The following is a 20,778-nucleotide window of genomic DNA, read 5'->3' as shown; positions in this document are numbered from 1 at the left end:
GGGGAAAGGGAGATTGCAAAAACACCATCCTGGGTGTAAAATCACGTTAACTTCTGTTTTGTGCGAAGTTGAATTTGTTAAAAGCATAGAATTTTTCTTACTACCGAATTACCGCTTTACTTTGCTAATAAAATAAAGTAAAATAAATGCTGAAATCAACGCGGGCTGATAGTCCGCCGGGAGGAGAGTCCCCATGGAACTGGATCTGAACGTCCTGCGGCCCCAGGAGCGGGCATCGCTGCAGCTGCGGCTGCTGTATGAACAGGAGGGCTTCCGCAAATACCACATGGGTCGGTTCGAGGAATACGGTCTCTATCAGGAGAACCGCCGTTTTCTTTCCAGCGAGCAGGTCATCACCTTTACGGACCTGGACGGGCGGCTGCTGGCGCTGAAGCCGGACGTGACCCTCTCCATCGCCAAGAATGCCCAGGTGGGGCCCGGCGGCTGCGGCCGGTACTACTATCAGGAAAACGTCTACCGCCCCAGCCAGGAGAGCCATACCTTCCGGGAGATCAGTCAGATGGGCCTGGAGTGCATCGGTGCCGTGGATGATGCCGCTGCGGCCCAGGTGGTGTCCCTGGCCCTGCGGAGCCTGGCCCTGACCGGGCGGGACTTCGTGCTGGAGATCAGCCACATGGGCTTCGTCACCGGCCTCTTTGACGCGGTGGGCGCCCAGGAGGCTGTGCGGCCCAGGCTCCTCACCTGCATCCGGGACAAAAACGTCCATGAGCTGCGCAAAGCCGCTGAGGCCGCGGGCCTCTCCCGCCAGGGGACGGACGCACTCTGCCGCCTGGGGACTCTGGCAGGGCCCTGGCAGGAGGTTCTTGCTGCCGCGGAGGTGCTGGCCCTGAACGCCGCCATGGGGGCGGCGCTGGAAGAGCTGCGGGGCCTGTGTCGGGCGCTGGAGGACCAGGGGCAGACGGACCACTGGAAGCTGGACTTCTCCCTGGTGAACGATATGGAGTATTACAACGGCTTGGTGCTCCAGGGATATCTGGCGGGAGCGCCCCGGGCAGTGCTCCGGGGCGGGCAGTATGACCCCCTGGCGGAGCAGTTCCGCCCCGGCGCCCGGGCCATCGGCTTTGCGCTGTACTTAGACGAGCTGGACCGGCTGTCCGACGCGGCGGCGGAGCCGGCTGGCCTGGTGATGCTGAACGTGGCCCTGCCCAAGGGCCGCCTGGGAGACAAGGTTTACGACCTGCTGGCGGGCGTGGGCTACGGCTGCCCGGAAAACTACGCCGACACCCGGAAGCTGGTGGTGGAGAACCGAAAGGCGGGCATCCGCTACTTCTTGGTGAAGCCCAGCGACGTGGCCATCTACGTGGAGCACGGCGCGGCGGACATCGGCATCGTAGGCAAGGACATCCTGGCCGAGTCCGGCGCGGATGTGTATGAGCTGCTGGACACGGGCTTGGGCAGGTGCCGCATGTGCGTGGCCGGGCCGAAAGACTTTACCGAGGACCAGAGCCGGGCCCTGCGGGTGGCCACCAAATTCGGGAATATCGCCAAGCGGTACTACGCCGCCCAGGGCCGAGACATCGACATCATCCAGCTGAACGGCTCCATTGAGCTGGCCCCCATCCTGGGCCTCTCTGATGTGATTGTGGACATCGTGGAGACGGGCACCACCCTGCGGGAGAACGATCTGAAGGTGCTGACGGAGTTCATGCCCATCTCGGCCCGCTTCATCGCCAACCGGGCCAGCTACCAGTTCAAGCACCAGGAGATCGAGGCGCTTCTGGGCAGGCTGAAGGAGGTGACGGAGGCATGATTCCCATCTATGAGGCGGACCGCCTGGAGGACCTGCCCCTCTTTGACCGCCCCCCCAGGCGGAGGAGGATGTGGATGCGGCGGTGGCCGCCATTCTGGCGGACGTCCGCACCCGGGGGGATGAGGCCCTGCGGGAATACACCCGCCGGTTCGACGGCGCAGATCTGGAGCGGTTTGAGGTGACGGCGGAGGAGCTGCGCGCCGCCTGGGACTGTGTGGACGGGAATTTCCGGGAGACGCTGCGGCAGGCGGCGGACAATATCCGGCACTTCCATGAGGCACAGGTCCACCGGGACTTCTGCCTGACGGACCGGCCCGGCGTGGTGCTGGGCCAGCGATACACGCCTGTCGAGCGGGTGGGCATCTGCGTACCCGGCAGCCCGGTGGCTTTTCCCTCCACCATTTTGATGAACGTCATCCCTGCCAGGATCGCCGGGGTAAAAGAGATCGCGGTGGTGACGCCGCCGAACCAAAACGGCGCCATCTCTGCAGAAGCTCTGGCAGCGGTAAAAATCGCCGGGGCGGACCGGGTGTTCAAGATCGGCGGCGCCCAGGCGGTGGCGGCCCTGGCCTACGGCACGGAGACAGTCCCCCAGGTGGACAAGATCGTGGGTCCCGGCGGCGTCTTTGTGGCTGCCGCCAAGCGGAAGGTGTTCGGACAGGTGGACATCGACATGATCGCCGGCCCCAGTGAGATCCTGGTGGTGGCGGACGGGAAGAGCGACCCCGCCTGGGTGGCGGCGGACCTGTTGAGCCAGGCGGAGCACGACGCCCACGCCGCCGCCGTGCTGGTGACGGACAGCCGCCCCCTGGCGGAGGCCGTCCAAAACGAGGTGGAGCGCCAGCTGACGGACCTGCCCCGGCGAGATATCGCTCAAAAGTCCTTGGAGGCCAACGGTAAGATCCTGGTGACAAAGGACCTGGCCGCGGCAGTGGAGGCCGCCAACCGCATCGCTCCGGAGCATCTGGAGTTGTGCGTGGACGATCCCTTTGCCCTGCTGCCCCTGGTCAAAAACGCCGGCAGCGTTTTTCTGGGCCGCCACACGCCAGAGGCGCTGGGGGACTATTTCGCGGGTCCCAACCACACCCTGCCCACCAGCGGTACGGCCCGGTTTTCCAGTCCCCTCAGCGTAGACGACTTTGTGAAGAAGACCCAGTTCATCTACTACACCCGGGAGGCGCTGGCAGACGCCGCCCCCCGGATCGCGGACTTTGCAGAGCGGGAGGGCCTCCACGGCCACGCCCGGTCTGCCCTGTCCCGCACGGAAGAGAAAGGAGAGTGATCCCATGAGCCGCTGGATTTCCCAGGAGGCGGAGCGCCTTGCCCCCTACACCCCCGGCGAGCAGCCCCAGGATCAGCAGTATGTAAAGCTGAACACCAATGAGAGCCCCTTCCCCCCGTCGCCCAAGGTTCTCAAGGCCATCAACCGGGCGGAGATCCTGAAACTGAACCTGTACTCCGACCCCACCTGTGCCGCGCTGACGGAGGCCATCGCCAGGCGCTATGAGCTGAAAGCCAAGAACGTGCTGGCGGGCAACGGCTCTGACGAGGTGCTGGCCTTTGCCTTCCGGGCCTTCTGCGGAGCGGGGCAACCCGTGGCCTTTGCGGATGTTACCTATGGGTTCTATAAGTCCCAGGCTGCCCTGTTCGATCTGGATGTGAAGATAATCCCCCTGCGGGAGGACTTCACCTTACATGTGGACGACTACATGGATTTCCCCGGCACCATCGTCATCGCCAACCCCAATGCCCCCACCGGTATTGCCGTGCCCCGGAACGACATCCAGCGGCTGCTGGAGGCGAACCCAGACCGGGTGGTGATCGTGGACGAGGCGTATGTGGACTTCGGCGCCGAGAGCTGCGTGCCCATGATCTACCGTTATGACAACCTGCTGGTGACCCAGACCATGTCCAAGAGCCGGTCCCTGGCCGGCGGTCGGGTGGGCTACGCATTGGGCAGCCCGGAGTTGATCGCGGACCTGAACCGGGTGAAATACAGCTTCCATCCCTACAATGTAAACCGGCTGTCCATCGCGGCAGGGGCCGCCGCTGTGGCGGACGAGGCGTACTTCGCCGCCTGCACCGCTGCCATCCGGCAGACCCGGGCCTGGACCGTGGGAGAGCTGGAGAATTTGGGCTTCACTGTCCTGCCCTCCCAGGCCAACTTCGTCTTTGCCCGCCACAGCCAGCTTCCCGGCGAGACCCTGTACCGGAAGCTGAAGGAGAACGGCGTCCTGGTCCGCTGGTTCGACGCGGACCGGATCCGGGACTATATCCGCATTACCATCGGATCCATGGAGCAGATGGAGACCCTGGTGGAGGAGCTGACGGCCATCCTGGAAGAGCTGTAAGGAGGCGGAGAGATGCGCACTGCTGATATCAGGCGGGACACCCGGGAGACCCGGATCCAGCTCTCTTTAAACCTGGACGGCACTGGGAAGGCGGACATCGCCACCGGCGTGGGGTTCCTGGACCACATGCTGGAGCTGTTCGCCCGGCATGGGGATTTTGACCTGATCGTCCGCTGCCAGGGGGACACCCAGGTGGACGGCCACCACAGCGTGGAGGACATCGGCATCTGCCTGGGCCGGGCCTTTGCGGAGGCCCTGGGGGACAAGCGGGGCATCACCCGTTACGGCCAGTTCCTCCTGCCCATGGACGAGACGCTGGTGCTGGTGGCCTGCGACCTTTCCGGCCGGGACTATTTGGGCTGGTCCGTGGATCTGCCCGCCCAAAGGGTGGGGGACTTCGATACGGAGCTGGGCAAGGAGTTCTTCCTGGCCTTCGTCCGGGCGTGCCCCATGTCCCTCCACATCCGGCAGATGGCCGGGGAGAACACCCACCACATTCTGGAGGCCGTGTTCAAGGGCGCGGGCCGGGCCTTGAAGATGGCTGTGGCCCCGGACGAAAAACACCGGGATGAAATTCCCAGCACGAAGGGTGTGCTGTAAATGATTGCAATTGTAGACTACGGCGTGGGGAACTTGTTCTCCCTGCTCTCCAGCCTGAGGGCCCTGGACCTGGAGGCGGAGGTCACCGGCGACGCCGGCCGCCTCCGGGCGGCAGACCGGATCATCCTGCCCGGCGTGGGCGCCTTTGGGGACGCCCGCGCCAAGCTGGATGCCACCGGCTTGGTGCCGGTGATTCAGGAGGAGGCGGAGAAGAAGCCTCTCCTGGGCATCTGCCTGGGGATGCAGCTGCTGTTTGACAAGAGCTTTGAGTACGGGGAGCACCCCGGCCTGGGGCTGGTGCCCGGCCAAGTAGTGGACCTCCGCCGGGACCTGACGGACAAGACGCTGAAGGTCCCCCACATGGGCTGGAACAGCTTGCAGATTTTGAAAGATGACCCCCTGTTCCGCCACGTCCGGGACGGAGAGTATGTGTATTACGTCCACAGCTTCTATGCCCGGGACTGCGCCGCCGGCACTCTGGCCGCGTCTCGGTACGGCAATGTGGATGTCACCGGTGTGGTGCGCCGGGGAAACGTCTACGGCACCCAGTTCCACCCGGAGAAATCCGGGGGCACGGGACTGCGGCTGCTGCGGGCCTTTGCAGAACTGTGAGGGAGGATGCCATGAGACCTATGAGACGACAGGACAGGGCCGTCACGGCTCCGGAGAAGGTCCGGGCGGTTATCGACGCATGTGAAGTCTGCCGCCTGGGCCTTCAGGACGGCAGAGGCGTCTACGTGGTGCCGGTGAACTTCGGCCACACGGTGGAGGGCGGCCGCCATGTCTTTTACTTCCACGGCGCCGCGGAGGGGCGGAAGGTGGACCTGGTCCGCCGAAACGGCTGGGCCGGGTTCGAGCTGGACACCGGCTACCGGCTTCAGGGGGCGGAGGCGGCCTGCGGCTACACCGCCGCGTTTCAAAGCGTCATCGGCGAGGGTCCCATCCGTGTGGTGGAGACGGCGGAAGAGAAGCGGCGGGGTCTGGCGGCTATCATGCGCCAGGCTACCTGCTGCGGGGACTGGACCTTTCCGGACGCGGCGGTGGACGCCGTGTGCGTCCTGCGGCTGGATGCGGAGGAGCTCTCCTGCAAGGAGCACCTATAATTAGATTGGGAGGAGACGGCATGAGGCGGATCTGGCTGGGTTTTGCCTGGATTCTGTTCGGCATTCTGCTGGGATTGGTAGGGATTTGGGATCCTTGGATTCCGATTATCAATCCGCCACGCGACTTTTGGGGCTGGGCCAGTCTGCTCTGTGGGATCATCGGTCTGGTGCTGGTGCTTCTGGACAACAAGAACAAAGATTGACAGAGGAGACGTGGTCTATGCAGATTTTTCCCGCCATTGACCTGCGGGGCGGACAGGTGGTCCGCCTGTATCAGGGAGACTATGACAAAGAGACGGTCTACGCCCAGGACCCCTGCGCCGTGGCCCGGGACTTCATCGCCGCCGGTGCCGGATACCTCCATGTGGTGGACCTGGACGGCGCCAAGGACGGCACCCTGGCCAACTTTGACACCATCGCCGCCATTGCCGGACAGGGTGGCCTCTACATCGAGGTGGGCGGCGGGATCCGGGACGAGGACCGCATCCGCCGGTACCTGGATCTGGGTGTGGGCCGGTGCATCCTGGGCACCATCGCGGTGAAGGATTTCGACTTCACGGAGCGGATGGCCCAAACATACGGCGACCGGATCGCCGTGGGGGTGGACGCCCGGGACGGCTACGTGGCCGTCAGCGGCTGGAAGGAGCTGTCTGCGGAAAAGGGCGTGGACTTTTGCCGCCGCCTCCGGGACGCGGGCGTCCAGACCGTCATCTATACGGACATCAGCCGGGATGGGGCGGAACAGGGCACCAATCTGGCGCTCTACCGGGAGCTGGCAAAAATTGAGGGCCTGGACATCACCGCCTCCGGCGGCGTCAGCAGTCTGGAGGAGCTGCGGGAGCTCCGGAAGATCGGGACCAAAGCCGCCATTCTGGGCAAGGCCCTGTACACGGGCCGTCTGGATTTAAAAACGGTCATCCGGGAGGTGGGCGCATGTTAGCTAGGCGGATCATCCCCTGCCTGGACGTGAAGGACGGCCGGGTGGTGAAGGGGACCAACTTTGAGGGTCTGCGGGATATGGCAGACCCGGTGGAGATGGCCCGGTTCTACAACGAATCCGGGGCGGACGAGCTGGTATTCTATGACATCACCGCCTCTGCGGAGGGCCGGAACCTGTTTACGGACATCCTGCGGCGGGTTGCGGGCGAGATTTTCATTCCCCTGACGGTAGGGGGCGGCATCCGGACGCTGGAGGACTTTGACCGGGTCTTGAAATGCGGCGCCGACAAGGTGAGCGTCAACTCCGGCGCCATCGCGGACCCCGCCATCATCGGCGCGGCAGCCAAGAAGTACGGCGACCAGTGCGTGGTGCTCAGTATGGACGTGAAGCGGGTGGACGGGCAGTTCCGCCTCTTCGCCAAGGGCGGCCGGGAGGACACCGGCATCGACGCTATGGAGTGGGCCGCCCGGGGCGTGGCCGACGGCGCCGGGGAGATCGTGTTGAACTCCATCGACACCGACGGCGTCAAGCAGGGCTTTGACCTGGAGATGCTGGACGCTCTGGCATCACGGGTGAGCGTGCCCATCATCGCCAGCGGCGGCGCCGGGAAAATGGAGGACTTTGCCCAGCTCTTCACCCACCCCGGCATCGATGCGGGGCTGGCGGCGTCCATCTTCCACACCCGGCAGGTGGATATCAAGGAGCTGAAGCGCTATCTGCGGGCGCAAGGCGTGGAGATGCGGATCTGACAGAACGCCCGGTCCCGGACGGGAAGCGGAGTCCCAGCCGCCCACGGGCGGCATACCCAAGAAAAGGAGACAGCACCATGGATTTGAAATTTGACGCAAACGGCCTGATCCCCGCCATCGTCCAGGACCACTACACCAAGGAGGTCCTGACCCTGGCCTACATGAACGCAGAGAGCCTGGCCATCACCATTGACGAGGGCCGGACCTGCTTCTTCTCCCGCAGCCGCCAGCAGCTCTGGCGCAAAGGGGAGACCTCCAGCAACGTCCAGCATGTGGTGTCCATCACCGCGGACTGTGACAAGGACGCCCTGGTGGTGGAGGTGGTGAAGGACGGCCCCGCCTGCCACACCGGCGCGGAGAGCTGCTTCTTCCGGCCGGTCTACCTCTCCGAGGAGCTGAAGGCTTTCAGCTATGAGGGCCTGTACCGTCTGATCCAGGGGCGGAAGACCGATCCCAAGGAGGGCAGCTACACCACCTATCTCTTTGAAAAGGGCTTGGACAAGATCCTGAAGAAGGTGGGCGAGGAGTGCACCGAGGTCATCATCGGCGGCCGCAAGGAGGACAGGGAGGAGACCATCTACGAGATCGCCGACCTGACCTATCACGTGATGGTGCTGATGGTCCAGATGGGCATCACCCTGGAGGACGTGACGGCGGAGCTGGAGAAGCGCCATGTCATCGACCACAAGGTGAAGCAGGAGCGGATGCAATGAGACTGACACCGGAATGCTGCTCCGTCCACACCCACTCCGTCCTCTGCGACGGGAAGGGAACCCTGGCGGAGATGGCTGCGGCCGCGTATGCGGCAGGGGTCCGCTTCTTCGGCGCCTCCGGCCACAGCCACACGGAGATCCCCCACGACGCGGGCAACGTCCTGCCAACCGATCCGGCGGAATACCGGGAGCAGGTGCTACGCCTCCGGGAGGAATACGCCGGCCGGATGGAGGTCCTGCTGGGCATCGAGCAGGACAGCCGGTCCGCACAGCCGGTTCCGGACTGGGCGGACTACTGGATCGGCTCCGTCCACAACCTCTATGACCCGAAGACCGGGAAGTACCATGGCATAGACTGGGACCGGGAGCGGCTGATCGCCTGCCGGGACCAGATGTTCGGCGGCGATATGCTGGCCCTGACAGAGGGCTACTACCGGGATGTAGCCGCCATGGCGGACCGAAGACCCGCCATTCTGGGCCACATTGACCTGGTGACCAAGCTGAATCGGGGAAATGCCCTGTTTGACGAGGACGATCCCCGCTGCCGCACGGCGGCGCTGGAGGCCCTGCACCACACGGACCCGGATGCCACGCTGCTGGAGGTCAACACCGGCGCCATCTCCCGGGGATACCGGCACACGCCCTATCCGGCGGTGTTCCTTCTGCGGGAGTGGCGGGGCATGGGAGGACAGATCATCCTCACCGCCGACGCCCACAGCCCGGAAACGGTCGTGTACGGCTACGGCCAGGCGGCGGAGCTGGCAAGAGCGGCGGGTTTCCGGGAATGTGTTCTGCTGACCGGGAGGGGTTGGAAGCCCTGCCCCCTGTGAAATGACGGGAAACTTTCATAAAAAAGGCGCGGTGAAAACCGCGCCTTTCGGTTTGAATGCCAGTTGTAGCGGTGCGGAGAAATTGATAAAATAAAAACAATCTTACCGAAGAACAAAGGAGACGGGCCATGTATCATACAGTGATCTTTGACCTGGACGGCACCCTGCTGGACACGATTCAGGACCTGACCAATGCCGGAAACTGGGTCTGCCGCCGGAACGGCTGGCCGGAGTACTCCGCAGAGGAGTTCAAGACCATGGTGGGCCATGGAATCCCCAATCTGGTGCGGCGGTTTTCTCCGGAGAAGAGCCGCAGTCCCCTGCTGCTGGCCAATACTCTCGCCCAGTTTTCCGCCTATTACGGCGCCCACAACATGGACGAGACACGGCCCTATGACGGCATCCCGGCACTGCTGGAGCGGCTGGGGAGACGGGGAGTGACCCTGGCGGTTTACTCCAACAAGGCGGACGGCTTTTGCCGGGAGATCGTGGAACACTACTTTCCCGGTGTCTTCCATCTGGTGCGGGGCCAAGTCAAGGGAGTGCCGGTGAAGCCGGACCCGGCGGGCATCCACGCTCTGCTGGCCGACCTGGCAGTGCGCCCGGAGGAGACGTTGTTTGTGGGAGACAGCGGCGTGGATATGCAAACGGCCCACAACGGCGGCCTGACGGCCTGCGGCGTCACCTGGGGATTTCGGAGCCGGCAGGAGCTGGAGGACGCCGGGGCGGACCATCTGGCGGACACGCCGGAGGCCCTGGGGGACTATATCCTGGCATGAGAAGAGGCGGAGCCGCGGCTCCGCCTCTGTTTTTTATTGGACCGTGACGGTGTATGTGTCCGGCAGTGCGGCGGCAAACAGCTGCTCTACGCTGGAGACGGCTTTGGCGCGAGCCTCCGCCAGAAGCCCGCGGGACAGGGCCTTTTCCTCCATGGCTGCCTTCTGATCCGACTGGAAGGAGGTGAAATCCTCCACTGTGAAGGGATTGAAGATGGAGGTCTTCTCGTCGAACACCTCCATGCTGTCCTCATCGATCTCGTGGGAGAGGATCTCCGCCTCCGGCAGTGTGATGGTGACCGTGGTGCCGCTGACGGACACCTCCGCCCCGTCCAGGTCCACCCCGGCCTTGACGGTGCCGTCGTAGGTAAGGATGAAGGACTTGGTGGTGAAGGGGATTTTCACCCCGTAGAAGTCGTTGCTGCTCTCGAACTGGGCCATGTTGGTGTAGGCGTAGGTGACCGTGGCCAGCTCCCGGATCTCCGACAGCTGATTCTGCAGGACGACCGTGTCTATTTTCGCTGTCTCAGACCGGCCGGCGGACCACCGCCCGCCCAGAAAGCAGGCGCCGCCCACCAGGGCGCAGAGAAGGATGCCCAGCCACAGGTACCGGGCTGTCCTCAGGGGGTGGAGGGGTTCTTTCACAGTGCTCATAGCGGCTCCTTTTCCACAAAATGTATGCTTTGCCTTATTGTACCATGTTCCCTGGAAAAGGCAAGGACCTTCCCAAGCCCTTTCGGAAAAAGACAGGGCCGCAGCTGTTGCCGCGGCCCTGTGTGTTTTCTGCGCGCCGTCTTCCTGTTCAAGCAGGCAAAACGCTTCTCTGTCCGTTTTTATGCTGTGCGGCCGCTGGCGGCATTTTCGTGGTCCGTCAGAAGCCCGTCGGAATCGTGGACCCGGGCATTGCGCAGCATTTGTCCGTAGGATACGCCGGGACGGCTGTTCTGCTTGGTGACGGCATCCTCCACGGTGGTGTCGCCGCCGGTGAGGGCACTGTCACCTCTGTCGGTGGTGTTCTGGTCGTTCTTGTGATCGCCGGTCCCGTTGTCCTTGTTGCTATTGTTGTTGTCGGGGTCCAGGATGTCCTCGCCGGCATCCATGATGTCTTCGCCAGCGTTCTGGATATCCTCTCCGACCGTGTTTTGGCCGTTGTTATCTTGGTTGGTGTCTTTGTCGTTGCCGCCGCAGGCGGTCAGGGCAAACACCACCAGGACAGAGGCCAGCAAGAGCGTAAACTGTCTTTTCATGGGTTGACCTCCCTTTGCGCGGGCGTTTGTTTCGCGATACCCAGGTGTTATTGTCTCCGTGGCGTCTGGATTTAGCAGCGGAAGTTTCCGCCAGCGCCGGACAGTCGAATGTTGTCCGAATTTTGAAAAAGTGCTTGCATTTTCCAGCAGGATATGATATATAAATAATAGTAATTATTACTATTTAAGGAAGAAAGCCTATGCCGCAGCGTTTTTCCCAGCAGCGGGAGCGGATCTACCAGACTGTGCTGGAGAGCCGCGCCCATCCCACGGCGGAGATGGTCTATCAGCAGCTGAAGCCGGAGATGCCCCGGCTGAGCCTGGGGACCGTGTACCGCAATCTCCAGCAGATGGCCCGGGAGGGGCGGTTGACAGAGCTGGACGGCCCTGTGACCCGCTTTGACGCGGTGACTCGGCCCCATACCCATTTCCGCTGCCGCGCCTGCGGGGCTGTGCTGGATCTGGAGACTGTGCCCTATGACGAGAGGCTGGACCGTCTGGCTGCGGCCCGGGGCTGCGTGGTCACGGGCCACACCCTGATATTCACCGGACACTGCCCGCGCTGTGCGGGACAGGACGGCCGGCATGAGTATAGACCAGAGGAAAAAAGAGACAATTGTAAAATTTGAAAGGAGTCAGACACATGGAACTGAAGGGCAGCAAGACGGAAGCCAATCTGTGGATCGCGTTCGCCGGGGAGTCCCAGGCCCGGAACAAGTACGACTATTTTGCCAGCAAGGCCAAGAAAGAGGGCTACGAGCAGATCGCGGCCATCTTCCAGGAAACCGCTCTGAATGAGAAGGAGCACGCCAAGCTGTGGTTCAAGGCCCTGGACGGCATCGGCAGCACTGAGGAGAACCTGGTGGCTGCCGCTGCAGGCGAGAACGAGGAATGGACCAAGATGTACGCCGAGATGGCGAAGACCGCCGAGGAGGAGGGCTTCCTGGCGCTGGCCGCCCAGTTCGAGGGCGTGGCCAAGATCGAGAAGACCCACGAGGAGAGGTACTTAAAGCTGCTGGACAACCTGAAGAAGGGCGAGGTCTTCAAGAAGGGCGAGAAGGTCATGTGGTTCTGCCGCAACTGCGGCCATGTGGAGATCGCCGAGAGCGCGCCGGCGGTGTGCCCGGTGTGCAAGCACCCCCAGGCCTACTTCCAGGTGAAGGCCGAGAACTATTGATCCCACTGTCCACAGGGGACCTCCTTTTGGGAGGTCCCCTGTCTGCGTCTCCAGCCGCCCTTGTAGAAATAGATAAAAAAGAGGGGGTAACTGCCGGAAAATTGTGAAAGATAGGCTAAAAGACGAAAAGACTGTGTACGGTTTCCTGGAAATTTTAAAATGTTTGTGAAAAACGCCGTTGACTGTCTGTGTAAAACCGGGTATGATGTTATCAGAAAAATCATCGGTTATCATGTGGAGCTGTTGGAACAGACTTGGTTGACTTGGTATAGAAAAGGAGAGCTGGATCATGTATACACAGGAGATCACCGTAAATAATGAGGTAGGTCTGCACGCAAGACCGGCCACGTTCTTTATCCAGAAAGCAAATGAGTTCAAGAGCGGCATCTGGGTTGAAAAGGAGGATCGCCGCGTCAATGCCAAGAGCCTGCTGGGCGTTCTGTCCCTGGGCATCGTGAAGGGCACCACCATTACGTTGATCGCCGACGGCGCCGATGAGAAAGAGGCTGTCGAGGCGTTGGTGGAACTGGTCAAGGACAACTTCGGCGAATAACACATTCGATACAGGAAGTACGACACGGCCCTGCGGCGCGCAAGGCCGTGTATCTTTTATGCGAGGAGGCGGCGGGCGTGACAAAGGAAGAGCTGCGGGAGAAGGCCAACGACCTGCCACTGGCGCCGGGCGTCTATCTGATGATGGACAAAACAGGCAGGGTCATCTACGTGGGCAAGGCCAAGAAGCTGAAAAACCGGGTGAGCCAGTATTTCCAGGACAGCGCCTCCCACACCGCCAAGACGCGGAACATGGTGTCTCAGGTGGACCGCTTCGACACCATCTTCGTCACCAGCGAGTTCGAGGCCCTGGTGCTGGAGAACTCCCTTATCAAGCGGCACATGCCCCGCTACAACATCCTGCTGAAGGACGACAAGGGGTACCCCTTCGTCCGCCTGTCCAAAGAGGCATACCCCCGCTTCTCCCTGGTGAACAAGATGGCCAATGACTCCGCCCGGTACTTTGGGCCCTTCGGCGGTCGGTTCGAGACCCGCCAGGCCCTGGACGCGGTGTGTGTGGCCCTGCGGTTGCCTACCTGTAGCCGGAAATTCCCACGGGATATCGGGGCAGAGCGCCCCTGTCTGAACTTCCACATGGGCCGGTGCGACGGATTCTGCCGGCCGGAGATGACAGCAGAAGCGTATAACCGCCGGATCGAGCAGGCGGTGCAGCTGCTGGAGGGGAGGAGCAAGCAGCTGCTCCGGGACATGACCGCCGAGATGGAGGCGGAGGCGGAGGCCCTCCACTTCGAGCAGGCGGCGCTGCTCCGGGACCGGATTAACGCCATCGGTGCCCTCAGCAAAAAGCAGACGGTGATCGCGGGCCTCTGTGCCGATACGGACATCTGGGGACTGTACCGGGGATCCGGCAAGAGCTGTTACGCCATTCTCCACATGGAGGAGGGAAATCTGGCCGGCCGGGAGACGGAGCTGTTCTCCGCCCCCAACGAGGAGTCGGAGGCCGAGATGCTCTCCGCCCTGACGGCCCAGTACTACCTTCCCCGGGCCATCCTGCCCCACGAGATCCTGCTGCCCATGGAGACGGAGGACTGCGAAGAGCTGTCGGAGGTTCTGACGAAGCGGGCGGGCCACAAGGTATGGGTCCACGTGCCCCAGCGGGGAGAGAAGGCGGAGCTGCGGGCCATGGCCCAGCGGAACGCCCAGGAGGAGACAGAGCGAGCCACCACCGTGGAGGAGCGGACTGCCTACACCCTGGAGCTGCTGGGGAAGATGCTGAATCTGCCGGAGCCTCCGAAGCGGATGGAGTCCTTCGACATCTCCAACACGGGAAAGAGCGACATCGTGGCCTCTATGGTGGTATACAGCGGCACCCGGCCGCTGAAGTCCGCTTACCGCCGTTTCCGCATCCAGTCTTTGGAGGGACATCCGGATGACTACGCCTCCATGCAGGAGGTGCTGCGCCGACGGCTCCAGCGGGCAGCGGATGGGGACGAGAAGTTTCTGCCCCTGCCGGACGTGTTTCTGATCGACGGCGGCGAGACCCACGCCCGGGCAGCGCAGACGGTGGCCTGGGAATTCGGCGTGGATGTGCCCATCTTCGGCATGGTGAAGGACGACCGCCACCGAACCCGGGCCCTGGTGACGCCGGAGGGCCGGGAGATCGGCATCGTCATCCAGCAGGCGGTGTTCTCCCTCATCGGCCAGATCCAGGAGGAGACCCACCGCTTTGCCATCACCTACCACCACGAGAGCCACAGCAAAAGCGCCACCCGCTCCGCCCTGGACGGTATCCCCGGTGTGGGCGAGAAGCGGCGGGCGGAGCTGCGGAAACACTTCGGCACCATCAAGGCCATCCGGGAGGCGGATGTGGAGACCCTTGCCGCCGTGGTGCCCCGGGCCGCCGCCCAGGCGGTGTGGGAGCATTTTCACCCGAAAAACGAGAACGTCTGAAAGCCAGCGGCACAGCCGCTGGCTTTTTTGCGGGAGATGAGGAAAAGGATGCAGCCATTTCGTTTGATAAACAGAGCGTGAGGAAAGGACTGGTATTTTCATGAAGAAGGAACACTGTGTTTTGATCCTGATCTGCTGCTTTCTCATGGCGGCTTGCGGCCGCCTGGAAGATATTCCGGAGGATCTGTCGGCGTTTCCAGAGACAGAACGGAAAGAGACCGCCGAGACCCCGGCAGGGCCGCAGTTTGAAACCCTGACGGTTGCCGATGATCCGATCACGGCAGAATTCTCCCTGACCACCCGGCAGGAACCGGCGGCGTTTCTCTATGTCGCCGTGGAGGAGGATTGCACGACCACGGTGAACTGCACCTATGCCTCCCAGGACCAGCCGGTGACGGTGTGTCTGGCCGGTGGGGAGTCCTGGGAACTGCAGGGGGCATCGGAGGAGGCATACGGCGCCATCTGGAGCAACTGGCCGGTGACGCTGCGGCAGGGGGAAAACGTGTTCTGCATCACCGGCGGCGGGAGTTTCTGCCGGATGCGGCTGGAGCTGCTGGATGCGGTAGGCGTCTCCTATGCCGGGGCCTTCCCGGAAGGAACGGAGCTGCAACCGCTGGAGGGGATGTAGGCAAAGGAGCACGGGATTCCGGGCCGGAATTCCACACGGCCTAGCTTTCCATGGGCCGGCCAATGTCCCGATCCATCAGGGGCGGGAGCTCCACACCGAACCGCCCGGAGCCAACGGCTCCGGGCGGCTTTCTTGTCAGGAGTTGATTTTGCGAAGGAACCAGGCGACAATGGCCGCCAAGGCCACCCCAAACAGCATTCCGCTGTAGCATACCCGTAGGTAGAGCAGGTGGAAAGCGGTGGACTCATTGTTGTGATAGCCAGTAACAAGTGCCAGCAGATTGTTAGTGGCATTTATGTCTATACACAAAAGACGGAATAGACCCAGGCAGACCGCCAGAGCCAAGACCCAGGGCCAGATCCGGCGGCCTCTCCGGGCCCAGAGAAAAAACGGCCCCCCGTCACCAGGGCAGAGATACAAGCGTAGAGGAACAGAGACAAGAGCGTCCCTATGAGAGGAACTGTCCCAAGGAAAAGAGACGACAAATCCCCCAGCAAGCGGGAGGTGACATAGGGGATAGCCGGTGCGGCAAAGACCACCAGCACAGCCAGCGCCAGTTCCCGTTGAGACCAGGACTTCATGGGGCGCACATCCTTTCAAAAGATGGGGCTTTTCTCCATTGTATCAAGGGCAGTCAGACCTGTCAAGAAAAGAACGGCCCCCGGCGGACACTGTCCACCGGGGGCCGTTTTCAGTCGATCTCCTTATACATCAGCTTGTAGTAGCTCCACTGACGCCATTTGGCGATCTTCGCCGCCTGTTCCTCCGTCAGCTGGTCCGTCACTGTGCCGTCTGCCAGCTGATACGCCTGCTTCTGCACCACAGGCAGCTCCCGGCGCAGCTGGTTCAGAAAGTCGAACCAGGGGCTCTCCCCGGTCCGCCCGGTGAGCTCCAGCACCGCGGCCCCCAGGAAGCTGGCGGAGAGCCGCCCATCCTCCGGCAGGTCCAGGGACGCTACGGCGGCCTCCCAGTCCAGGGCCTGCGCGGCGGCGTCATTGGCCCAGATCACATAGGGCGTCTCGTAGGAGGTCAGTGCGTCCCACTCCGGCCGGGCCGTGAAGCCCAGTTCCGCGTAGGCCAGCTGGTTGTCGCCCAGATAGGGCAGATGGTCTCCGAAGAACACCAGCACCACCGGCTCCTCCACGGCGGAGAAGGTGTCCACCAGGCGGCCCAGCATGGCGTCCGCGTCCCGAGCCCCTTCGGTGTAGACTCTCAGCAGCGTCTCCACCTCGTCGGACACCGCCGTGTTCAGCGGCACCTCCGGATAGGCATAGCTCTCGCCGTACTTGTCCAGGGTGTAGGACATGTGGTTCTGAATGGTGGTTGTGTAGTGGAACAGCGTCTCGCCAGCGGCCACAGTGTCCGCGAATTCCTGTTCAATCAGGCCCGCCATGTAGTCATCCGTGACCCAGCGGCCCTTGTATGCAAGCGCCTCCATCTGGTCAGCAAATACGGTCTCCTCCGCCCCGAACCAGCGGTAGACGTTCTCCCGGTTGTAAAACCAGTCGTCCCCCGGGTGGAAGAAGGAGGTGTGGTAGCCATCGCCGCCAAACACCCGGAAGAGGCTGTCCAGGTTCCGGTTTACCACCCGGAAGGAGGAGGTCGTTCCGGCAGCGAGCGCGTTGGTCTGCATGCCTGTCAGCACGTCGAATTCCGTGTTGGCAGTGCCGCCGGCGAAGCCGGGCACCACGATATGGCCGGCGACGGCGTGGGGATCCTCCCGCAGGGCGTGGAGGTTGGGCAGGGGGTCGTTCTCCGCTGTGAAAGCGAAAGCGTCGCTGTCCGTGATATCGGAGAAGGCCTCATCCATCACCATAATGACGTTCACATCCTTCCCCAGACCGGTGTCGCCGCCCTGGTCCCAGCCGGCCGCCTCCGACCGACTGAAGCCCTCAGGCTTGTCCACCGGGTAGGTGGTGAACTGGTGGCAGAAGCAGTAGGGGAACCCCAGCTCGTTGAACACGGAGGGAATATAGTAGGCGTTGGATACCCGGAAGGAGTTGTACAGATCATTGGAGGCATAGACTGTCAGGATCAGTCCTGCCAGCACGGCAAAGCTGGCGGCAGCCCCCAGCAGGCTTCCCACCCAGCCGCGGAGCCGGGCGATGGGGAAGGGGCGGCTGCCTACGAAAAGCCCCAGGGCCACCAGCACCAGCGAGAACACCACGACGGCGGCGATGGACGGCACCGGGAACTGGATGTCGTAAGTCCCCACAGCGCTGCCCGCTTCTTTCAGCAGGGCAAAGTCCCGGGGAAACACCGGCTCGTCCCGTACCTCGATCTTGATGCGGTTGGCGATAGACAGGGCGCAGACGGCGAAGTTCGCCAGCGCCCCGGCGAAGAACACGTTCCGGAGCAGGCAGGTGAACACCAGCAGCAGCATCCCCACCGGCAGGCAGTTCAGGATAATCAGCAGCGGCTGCGCCCGGAAGACGGCCAGGACGCTCCGCAGGGCATTGGGCTGGCACCAGAGCGCCAGCAGAGTGATGGCGCCCGCCAGCAGCACAGCGGCCAGAAGCGTGGCCCACAGGGGCAGTCGGACTTTGGGAAAATGGTCATGGAGCTTCAAGAGCAGACGGTCCTTTCTGGTTGGATTTCCACACACACAGAATACCTCCATTATAAGGATTTTCCGGAAAAAAGCAAGGCTCCTGCGAAGTGTAGAGTGCCTTTGAGACAGTTTTGTGGTATGATATGGCTGGAAAAGGAGCGGATGGCATGGACGCAAAAGCCACCGGCGGGCTGATCGCCCGGCGCCGAAAAGAGAAGAACTGGAGCCAGGGGGAACTGACGGAACGGCTCCACGTGACGGACAAGGCCGTGAGCCGCTGGGAGACGGGCCGGGGCCTGCCCGATGAGAATCCTTGGGCGCTTGGTCTCGCATAAGACAAAAATCCCCTCCGTTCAACAACGGAGGGGATTTTTGCAGCAAGGTTATACACCCCGTATCGAATTTCGAAGAAATTCGGATCCATTTTCGGCAGGACATGCGCCTGCCGAAAATACGTTGATCCGTGCGCCTTGGGCACACACCAGTCCGCAGACTGGTGGTAGGGTGGTTAGGAGGGGAGCCCGCTCCCCTCTTAGAACGTCACGACTTCTTGCTGGGGCTTCTCACAGGGCCCGATGGAGATCACATGCATCACCGGCCCCTTGCCCTTGTAAGCGGCGTGCTTCTCCACCGCCATCCGGCCGGTGACCTCCACCCAGTCCCGGTTCTGGTACTGGTTCAGGTTCATGCCCTTGGCGATGAGACCCATGAACTGGATGTCGTTCTCACAGCAGGTCATGACAAAGCGGCCGGGGCAGTGGATGCCCGGGTACTTCTTGGAGTGGCACATGATAAGCTTCATGTGGACCATCTTGCCCGCCCAGCGGTCCGGGTGATCCATCACGTCCACATACCACACACCGAAGTCGTCGTCCGGCACGTCGATCAGGTCCTGGCTCAGGTCGAAGGGGCACTCGTCGCCGGTGAGGTAGTCCTCGCTGGTGCCGTCCTCCATCTCCAGGTAAATGTCAGCCCGACGGTTCACCATCCGAAGGTTCCGCTTCCGCAGGGCGTCCCGCAGCTCCGGCGTACAGCGGTTGAACACCAGCATGTCCGCGTTGGTGATTTTCTCCATCATCAGCTGGCCCATATTCTTGGCGTACATCTCAAAGGTGGGGGCGTAGACGAAGGTCATGATCTGGTACAGCACCCAGTTGGCGGGCAGAACCTCCCGGTACAGCCGCTCCATCTGCCACATGCCGTTGTACTCGATCAGCACCTGTTTGGGGTGGTACTCTTTCTCCAGCTCCTTCAGGTAGGAGCACTTCAGGTCCTCCTCGTCCTCAATGGTGATGACCGTCACGTTGTCCAAAGCGTTTTTCTCGTACTCCTCCTCGCCCTCTTCGCAGCAGAGCAGCAGGGTGGGATCCTGGCGGGCGAAGCCGTCCTCCAGGATGCCGTTGATGAAATTGGTCTTGCCGGCATCCAGAAAGCCGGCCACCAGATAAACAGGAATGTCTGCCATTATAATGTGCATTTCCTTTCGGGTAAAATACGCGGAACGGGCGCCCGGACAGCAGGAAATCTGACTTTCGACTCTGACAGTCCCTCACACCGGCCACCGCGGCGCGCTGAAGCTCTTTTGGCTCTTTTCCCTACTTCGGGGACGGACTCCACTTGATTTTGTGCAGCAATATCAAGTGTGGTTACAGTCTTTCAAGAAAAGAGTTCACAGACCGAAGAGCTGGGAGAGCTTGTCCTCCTGCAGCTCGGCGCCGATGACACACAGCCGGCCGGTGTAGTCGGGATGGCCTGCCCGGACCTCATGCTCCTCGGGGACGAAGTCGAACTCGATCCACTTGCCGCCCTCGCCGTTCACGATGCCCTTGGCCCGCAGGATCTTGCCGTAGTCGCCGGAGTCCAGGGCCGTGAGGATCCGCTCAATGTCCGCCTGGGCAAACACCTTGGGGGTCTCTTTGCCCCAGGAGGTGAACACCTCGTCGGCGTGGTGGTGATGGTGGTGGCAGGAGCAGTTGGGATCGTCGCACTCGTGGTCGTGGTCATGGTGATGCGCGTGTTCATCGTGATCGTGATGGTGGTCATGCTCCTCGTGGTCGTGATGGTCATGATCGTGATGGTGTTCGTGCTCCTCATGCGCATGCTCGTGGTCATGGTGGTGATGCGCATGCTCGTGCTCCGCCTCATCGGCGGCGTGCTCGGCGCGCATCTTCCCCAGCAGCTCGTCCGCCAGGGACACCTTTTCAATGGCCGCCAGGATGGTCTTGCCGTCCAGCTGGTCCCAGGGGGTGGTGAGGATGGCGGCGTCGGCGTTCTTCTCCCGCAGCATGGCCACGGCGGCCTCCAGCTTCTCCTGGCTCATCTTCTGGGTCCGGGAGAGGATGATGGTGCCGGCGGCCTCGATCTGGTTGTTGTAGAACTCGCCGAAGTTCTTCATGTAGACCTTCACCTTGGTGGCGTCCGCCACGGTGACGAAGCTGTTCAGCTTCATGTCGTCGGTCTCATCGGCGGTGTTCTGCACCGCCACGATCACGTCGGACAGCTTGCCCACGCCGGAGGGCTCGATGAGGATGCGGTCCGGGTGGAACTGAGCCTGCACGTCCTTCAACGCCTTGTGGAAGTCCCCCACCAGGGAGCAGCAGATGCACCCGGCGGACATCTCGCTGATCTGCACGCCGGACTCCTTCAGAAAGCCGCCGTCAATGCTGATCTCGCCGAACTCGTTCTCGATCAGCACCAGCTTTTCGCCGGGAAAGGCCTCCGCCAGCAACTTTTTGATAAGAGTGGTCTTGCCGGCGCCAAGGAAGCCGGAGACAATATCAATTTTGGTCATGGTATCAAGTCCTTTGTTTAAAATTTTTACCGTACTTTATCTTACCATCAAACTGGAAAAAAGCAACTCCTCCAGAAAAAAATTCACG

The 20,778-nt window shown here is 62.2% G+C and carries 22 protein-coding genes and 1 pseudogene; 18 read left to right on the top strand and 5 right to left on the bottom strand.

What is annotated here, in order from left to right; genetic code table 11:
- Window positions 1–193: 193 nt before the first annotated feature.
- From hisG to DN611_RS13355, 12 genes and pseudogenes are all read left to right on the top strand, one after another.
- Entirely contained in the window at window positions 194–1,771 is a 1,578-nt protein-coding gene (hisG, locus tag DN611_RS13410) for an ATP phosphoribosyltransferase (protein ID WP_021748153.1), read from the top strand.
- Window positions 1,768–3,053: pseudogene (gene hisD / locus DN611_RS13405) on the top strand (histidinol dehydrogenase). The gene hisG and the pseudogene hisD overlap by 4 nt, the downstream one beginning before the upstream one ends.
- Window positions 3,054–3,057: 4 nt before the next feature.
- Complete coding sequence (gene hisC / locus DN611_RS13400) at window positions 3,058–4,122, top strand: histidinol-phosphate transaminase (protein WP_021748150.1); 1,065 nt, start codon at window positions 3,058–3,060, stop codon at window positions 4,120–4,122.
- A gap of 12 nt (window positions 4,123–4,134) precedes the next feature.
- Complete coding sequence (gene hisB / locus DN611_RS13395) at window positions 4,135–4,722, top strand: imidazoleglycerol-phosphate dehydratase HisB (protein ID WP_119311601.1); 588 nt, start codon at window positions 4,135–4,137, stop codon at window positions 4,720–4,722.
- Window positions 4,723–5,334: an imidazole glycerol phosphate synthase subunit HisH gene (gene hisH / locus DN611_RS13390; protein ID WP_119311600.1), complete on the top strand. Its 612-nt coding sequence runs from the start codon at window positions 4,723–4,725 to the stop codon at window positions 5,332–5,334. It begins immediately after the preceding gene.
- Between the two features lie 20 nt (window positions 5,335–5,354).
- Entirely contained in the window at window positions 5,355–5,825 is a 471-nt protein-coding gene (locus tag DN611_RS13385) for a pyridoxamine 5'-phosphate oxidase family protein (RefSeq protein ID WP_119311599.1), read from the top strand.
- Window positions 5,826–5,845: 20 nt separating this feature from the next.
- Window positions 5,846–6,028, top strand: coding sequence for a hypothetical protein (locus DN611_RS13380; RefSeq protein ID WP_119311598.1), 183 nt, complete (start codon window positions 5,846–5,848; stop codon window positions 6,026–6,028).
- A 17-nt stretch (window positions 6,029–6,045) separates the two neighbouring features.
- The gene (hisA, locus tag DN611_RS13375; RefSeq protein ID WP_021748145.1) at window positions 6,046–6,765 is read left to right on the top strand and encodes a 1-(5-phosphoribosyl)-5-[(5-phosphoribosylamino)methylideneamino]imidazole-4-carboxamide isomerase; all 720 of its coding nucleotides are present in this window, start codon (window positions 6,046–6,048) and stop codon (window positions 6,763–6,765) included.
- Window positions 6,759–7,514, top strand: a complete 756-nt coding sequence (gene hisF / locus DN611_RS13370; protein WP_119311597.1) for an imidazole glycerol phosphate synthase subunit HisF — start codon at window positions 6,759–6,761, stop codon at window positions 7,512–7,514. The genes hisA and hisF overlap by 7 nt, the downstream gene beginning before the upstream one ends.
- A gap of 77 nt (window positions 7,515–7,591) precedes the next feature.
- Window positions 7,592–8,227 carry a bifunctional phosphoribosyl-AMP cyclohydrolase/phosphoribosyl-ATP diphosphatase HisIE gene (gene hisIE, locus DN611_RS13365; RefSeq protein WP_119311596.1) on the top strand — a complete coding sequence of 212 codons (636 nt, stop codon included), beginning with the start codon at window positions 7,592–7,594 and terminating at the stop codon, window positions 8,225–8,227.
- Complete coding sequence (locus DN611_RS13360) at window positions 8,224–9,057, top strand: PHP domain-containing protein (protein WP_119311595.1); 834 nt, start codon at window positions 8,224–8,226, stop codon at window positions 9,055–9,057. The genes hisIE and DN611_RS13360 overlap by 4 nt, the downstream gene beginning before the upstream one ends.
- Window positions 9,058–9,185: 128 nt before the next feature.
- Window positions 9,186–9,836 (top strand): HAD family hydrolase, encoded by a 651-nt coding sequence (locus DN611_RS13355; protein ID WP_021748141.1) that lies wholly within the window; start codon window positions 9,186–9,188, stop codon window positions 9,834–9,836.
- Between the two features lie 33 nt (window positions 9,837–9,869).
- Here the strand turns inward: DN611_RS13355 and DN611_RS13350 are convergent, their stop codons facing one another.
- A complete protein-coding gene (locus DN611_RS13350; RefSeq protein ID WP_021748140.1) occupies window positions 9,870–10,487 on the bottom strand; it encodes a DUF4230 domain-containing protein in 618 nt (205 codons plus the stop codon).
- Window positions 10,488–10,666: 179 nt separating this feature from the next.
- Window positions 10,667–11,080: an entericidin EcnA/B family protein gene (locus DN611_RS13345; RefSeq protein ID WP_021748139.1), complete on the bottom strand. Its 414-nt coding sequence runs from the start codon at window positions 11,078–11,080 to the stop codon at window positions 10,667–10,669.
- A 200-nt stretch (window positions 11,081–11,280) separates the two neighbouring features.
- Between DN611_RS13345 and DN611_RS13340 the strand changes: the two genes are divergently transcribed.
- From DN611_RS13340 to DN611_RS13320, 5 genes are all read left to right on the top strand, one after another.
- On the top strand, window positions 11,281–11,709 hold the full coding sequence (locus DN611_RS13340; RefSeq protein ID WP_025544061.1) for a Fur family transcriptional regulator: 429 nt from the start codon (window positions 11,281–11,283) through the stop codon (window positions 11,707–11,709).
- Window positions 11,710–11,723: 14 nt separating this feature from the next.
- The gene (gene rbr, locus DN611_RS13335) at window positions 11,724–12,257 is read left to right on the top strand and encodes a rubrerythrin (RefSeq protein ID WP_021748137.1); all 534 of its coding nucleotides are present in this window, start codon (window positions 11,724–11,726) and stop codon (window positions 12,255–12,257) included.
- 289 nt (window positions 12,258–12,546) lie between these two features.
- Entirely contained in the window at window positions 12,547–12,810 is a 264-nt protein-coding gene (locus DN611_RS13330) for an HPr family phosphocarrier protein (RefSeq protein ID WP_021748136.1), read from the top strand.
- A gap of 77 nt (window positions 12,811–12,887) precedes the next feature.
- A complete protein-coding gene (gene uvrC, locus DN611_RS13325) occupies window positions 12,888–14,720 on the top strand; it encodes an excinuclease ABC subunit UvrC (protein WP_119311594.1) in 1,833 nt (610 codons plus the stop codon).
- A gap of 100 nt (window positions 14,721–14,820) precedes the next feature.
- A complete protein-coding gene (locus DN611_RS13320) occupies window positions 14,821–15,348 on the top strand; it encodes a hypothetical protein (protein ID WP_025544063.1) in 528 nt (175 codons plus the stop codon).
- 691 nt (window positions 15,349–16,039) lie between these two features.
- Here DN611_RS13320 and DN611_RS13310 read toward each other — a convergent pair.
- Window positions 16,040–17,953 carry an LTA synthase family protein gene (locus DN611_RS13310; RefSeq protein WP_249390827.1) on the bottom strand — a complete coding sequence of 638 codons (1,914 nt, stop codon included), beginning with the start codon at window positions 17,951–17,953 and terminating at the stop codon, window positions 16,040–16,042.
- 113 nt (window positions 17,954–18,066) lie between these two features.
- On the opposite strand from DN611_RS13310, the gene DN611_RS13305 reads away from it, so the two are divergent.
- A complete protein-coding gene (locus DN611_RS13305; RefSeq protein ID WP_081692082.1) occupies window positions 18,067–18,234 on the top strand; it encodes a helix-turn-helix transcriptional regulator in 168 nt (55 codons plus the stop codon).
- A 197-nt stretch (window positions 18,235–18,431) separates the two neighbouring features.
- Here DN611_RS13305 and DN611_RS13300 read toward each other — a convergent pair whose 3' ends face one another.
- Both DN611_RS13300 and DN611_RS13295 read right to left on the bottom strand, forming a co-directional pair.
- Window positions 18,432–19,364: a TIGR03943 family putative permease subunit gene (locus DN611_RS13300; protein ID WP_025544065.1), complete on the bottom strand. Its 933-nt coding sequence runs from the start codon at window positions 19,362–19,364 to the stop codon at window positions 18,432–18,434.
- Window positions 19,365–19,568: 204 nt separating this feature from the next.
- Window positions 19,569–20,690 (bottom strand): CobW family GTP-binding protein, encoded by a 1,122-nt coding sequence (locus DN611_RS13295; RefSeq protein WP_119311592.1) that lies wholly within the window; start codon window positions 20,688–20,690, stop codon window positions 19,569–19,571.
- Window positions 20,691–20,778 lie beyond the last annotated feature (88 nt).

This window comes from Oscillibacter sp. PEA192, from assembly GCF_003574015.1.
In the GTDB taxonomy this organism is placed as follows: Bacteria; Bacillota; Clostridia; order Oscillospirales; family Oscillospiraceae; genus Oscillibacter; species Oscillibacter welbionis.
This window is presented reverse-complemented; position numbering and strand designations above follow the sequence as displayed.